Source organism: Actinosynnema sp., from assembly GCF_052038725.1.
In genome coordinates this window covers 1-2,859 of the sequence record NZ_JBQGCX010000867.1, presented here as the reverse complement: position 1 = coordinate 2,859, position 2,859 = coordinate 1, and the positions used below count along the sequence as shown (strand labels likewise).

Annotated in this window: 3 protein-coding genes; 2 read left to right on the top strand and 1 reads right to left on the bottom strand. The window is 69.6% G+C overall.

Annotation, left to right across the window (positions count from 1 at the left end; genetic code table 11):
- Together ACTUAL_RS17865 and ACTUAL_RS17860 are read left to right on the top strand one after the other, a co-directional pair.
- Window positions 1-691 (top strand): PLP-dependent aminotransferase family protein (locus ACTUAL_RS17865; RefSeq protein WP_440901064.1); only part of this gene is annotated, 691 nt, incomplete at its 5' end.
- A 97-nt stretch (window positions 692-788) separates the two neighbouring features.
- On the top strand, window positions 789-1,475 hold the full coding sequence (locus ACTUAL_RS17860) for a hypothetical protein (protein WP_096496315.1): 687 nt from the start codon (window positions 789-791) through the stop codon (window positions 1,473-1,475).
- A 670-nt stretch (window positions 1,476-2,145) separates the two neighbouring features.
- Here the strand turns inward: ACTUAL_RS17860 and ACTUAL_RS17855 are convergent.
- Window positions 2,146-2,400 carry a hypothetical protein gene (locus ACTUAL_RS17855; RefSeq protein WP_440901063.1) on the bottom strand — a complete coding sequence of 85 codons (255 nt, stop codon included), beginning with the start codon at window positions 2,398-2,400 and terminating at the stop codon, window positions 2,146-2,148.
- Between the last annotated feature and the right edge of the window lie 459 nt (window positions 2,401-2,859).

The window sequence follows — 2,859 nt, the reverse complement described above, 5'->3', positions numbered from 1 at the left end:
CGTCGAGCGCGACCGGCCCGAACTGCTCTACCTGGTGCCGACCTTCGCCAACCCGACCGGCCGCACCCTCGACGCCGAGCGGCGCGCCGAGGTCCTCCGCGTCGCGGAGCGCTCCGGGCTCCGAGTGCTGGAGGACGACCCGTACAGCGAGCTGCGCTACCGGGGAGACGTGGTGCCCGCGCTGGCCGCGTCGAGCGACTCGGTGCTGTACCTGGGCACGTTCTCCAAGATCGGCGCGCCTGGCCTGCGGGTCGGGTGGCTGCGCGCGCCCGAGGATCTGATGCCCGCGCTCGTGGTCACCAAGCAGGCCGCTGACCTGCACACCTCCGCGTTCGACCAGGCCGTCGTCGCTGACTACCTGCGGGAGAGCGACCTCGACGCGCACGTCCGGCGGTTGTGCGCGACCTACCGGGAGCGGCGGGACGCGCTGGTCGGCGCCCTGGCGGCGGTGCTCCCCGAGGGGGCGGTGTGGACCGACCCGGACGGCGGGATGTTCGTGTGGGCCCGGCTGCCCGGAGGGGTGGACACGGCGGTGGTGCTGCGGCGGGCGCTGGAGCGGGACGTGGCGTTCGTGCCGGGCGCGTCCTTCTACGCCGGTGAACCTGATCGGGCGACGATGCGGCTGTCGTTCACCACCGGCGCCCCCGAGGTCATCCGGGAAGGTGTGCGGAGGTTGGGGGAGGTGCTGTGAGGCCTCCGGACGTCCGGTAGTTCCGGGCGCAGACGTTTGCGCGTTCACCCGGATGGGGATTTTTGTGGGTGGGCGGGTGATCAAGGAGGAGCCTTTGATGCGCAGGCTGTGGCCGGTCCTCGCGACGGCGGTGCTGGTTCTCGCGAGCGGGTGCGGCGGGGGTGACGGTCGGCTGGTCGCCATCGCGTCGGACGGGCGGGACCAGGCCGAGCTGGCGCTGCTGAGCGGGGCGACCACGATCGTCGTGCGGGCCGCAGACCTCGGCGACGAGCTGGTGCGGGCCTGGGCCCCGGACGGGTCGAAGCTCGCGCCGCGCGCCAACGTCGACGGGGACGTGGTGCGGGTGTCGTTCGAGGACCGGGGCGGTTCCGGGACGGCCGACGCGCGGGTCGAGGTGAACCGGTCGGTGCTGTGGAAGGTGCGGCTGGACGGCGGGGCGGTCGAGCAGACCGTCGACCTCGGGGCCGCGCGGGTCTCGTCGGTTGACTTCGGAGCCGGGTCGCAGCGGGTCGACCTGACGCTGCCCGCGCCGTCCGGGGCGGTGCCGGTGCGGGTGACGGGTGGGGCTTCGACGTTCGCGGTGCACCTGCCGACCGGTGCGGAGGCTCGGGTGCGGTTCGGCGGGGGCGCCGGGCAGGCGGTGATCGACGGGGCGACGACGTCCGGGATCGCCGGGGGCACGGTGCTGGGGACCGGTGCGGTTGATTCCGCGGGGGACCACTACGCGGTGGACGCGATCGCCGGGGTCGGGTTGTTGACGGTGGATCGCGGGGCGCGGGGTTGACGGGCTGCTCGCAGGATTGGTGAGTTCTCTTCGGGTTTTGCGCGGGATTCCAGGGGGTTGAACTGCTCGTCCTTCCTGGAAGGGGGTGCGGTGGAGGCGCAATCGTTTGCTGTGGGGTGTGCGCCGTTCCCCGCCGTCACTCGGAAGTGTGGTAAATCCTGTTCTGTGCAGCGTTTTCGCTGGTAGATCGAGCCCCGCGTGATTCCCCCTTGATTCGTGGCGGAAGAACAATTGTCTGTGGGGGATCACTCCGGGCAGAATTGTGGCAGGGACCCGGACGGCCCGCACAGGTGCGGGAGGCGGGATTCGGTCGTGGCGCAAGACGGGGGCGTCACGGCCGCTCCACTAGTACGCGGCACGAGCGCGGTAGCGCTTGGTCGTCGTGCTCCGGCCGGGTCCTTTGTCGGGGTTGGACCTTTGTCGGGGTTGGACGCGTCGCGGTTGATCGGGGTCGAACGGTCGGCGTTGAGCGCAACGGCCTCGTGCTGACTGCCGGGTCGGGTCGTCTGGAGCCGTTGGTGCTTCGGGTGCTGACGGGGTCGTGTGTTGTCGCCGGAGCGCCGTCGCTCGGTTGATGCCGTCAAGTGCGTGCTGGAGGCCTTCGAGGTCGTGCACGGGCTTGGCGACGTGGATCGGTGGCGTGGGTCGGGGCGTGGCGTGGTGTTGGGGTTCAGCGCAGGCATAAGTGGCACTGGCGTGCGGTGGGGTAGCGGGTCAGCAGTTCGCGGCGGGTGCCGCAGATCTTGACGTACTCGTCCACCCAGGTCTTGCCGTTCGCCGGAGTGCTGCTCATGGAGCGGCAGTTGGCGCGGTGCAAGATCATGGTGGCGGGGTTGAGGCTGTGTTCCGCGTTGATGACGAACTGGTCTGGGTTGGCTGCGATCCACCACTCGTAGGAACCGTTGTCCTCGTTGAACTCCAGCATTGTTCGATCATGCCTCCGGTGTGGGGGAACACCGCTACGGGCGGCCGTGGGAACGTGCTGCGCCGAAGGTGGGGCCGTTGGGGTGTGGGCGGTTCACGTGGCGGTGAGCGCTGCGGGGCAGTGGGTGGAGCGAGCTCCGGTGATGGGTCGGTCGGGCGCTTGGTGCGTTTGGGCACCGGCTTGATTGGGCTGGCCTAGGGGTGGATGGCTGTGTGGGTGCCTTGGGGTTGGAGCCGGGTTGAGTTGGAGCGGGGCCGGGTGTGGCGAGTGAGTGAAAAGTGGTGATGCTCTGGGTGAATGGTTAGGGGTTGATTCCATTTATGACTACGCAGCGCCGTTGCGGGCGCATCTCGTGGGAACGCTTCACTCTAAAGAGTGGTCTTTGGGGTTTCGGTGGGTGGCTTGGATGTTTGGTTCGGGTGGTGATGCGTCCTGGTGGGTGAGTGCGGGAGTGGTGGG

Excerpts from the sequence above, each read along its gene's own strand:
- ACTUAL_RS17860 (WP_096496315.1), top strand. The coding sequence starts at position 789 with ATGCGCAGGCTGTGGCCGGTCCTCGCGACGGCGGTGCTGGTTCTCGCG.
- ACTUAL_RS17855 (WP_440901063.1), bottom strand. The coding sequence starts at position 2,400 with ATGCTGGAGTTCAACGAGGACAACGGTTCCTACGAGTGGTGGATCGCA.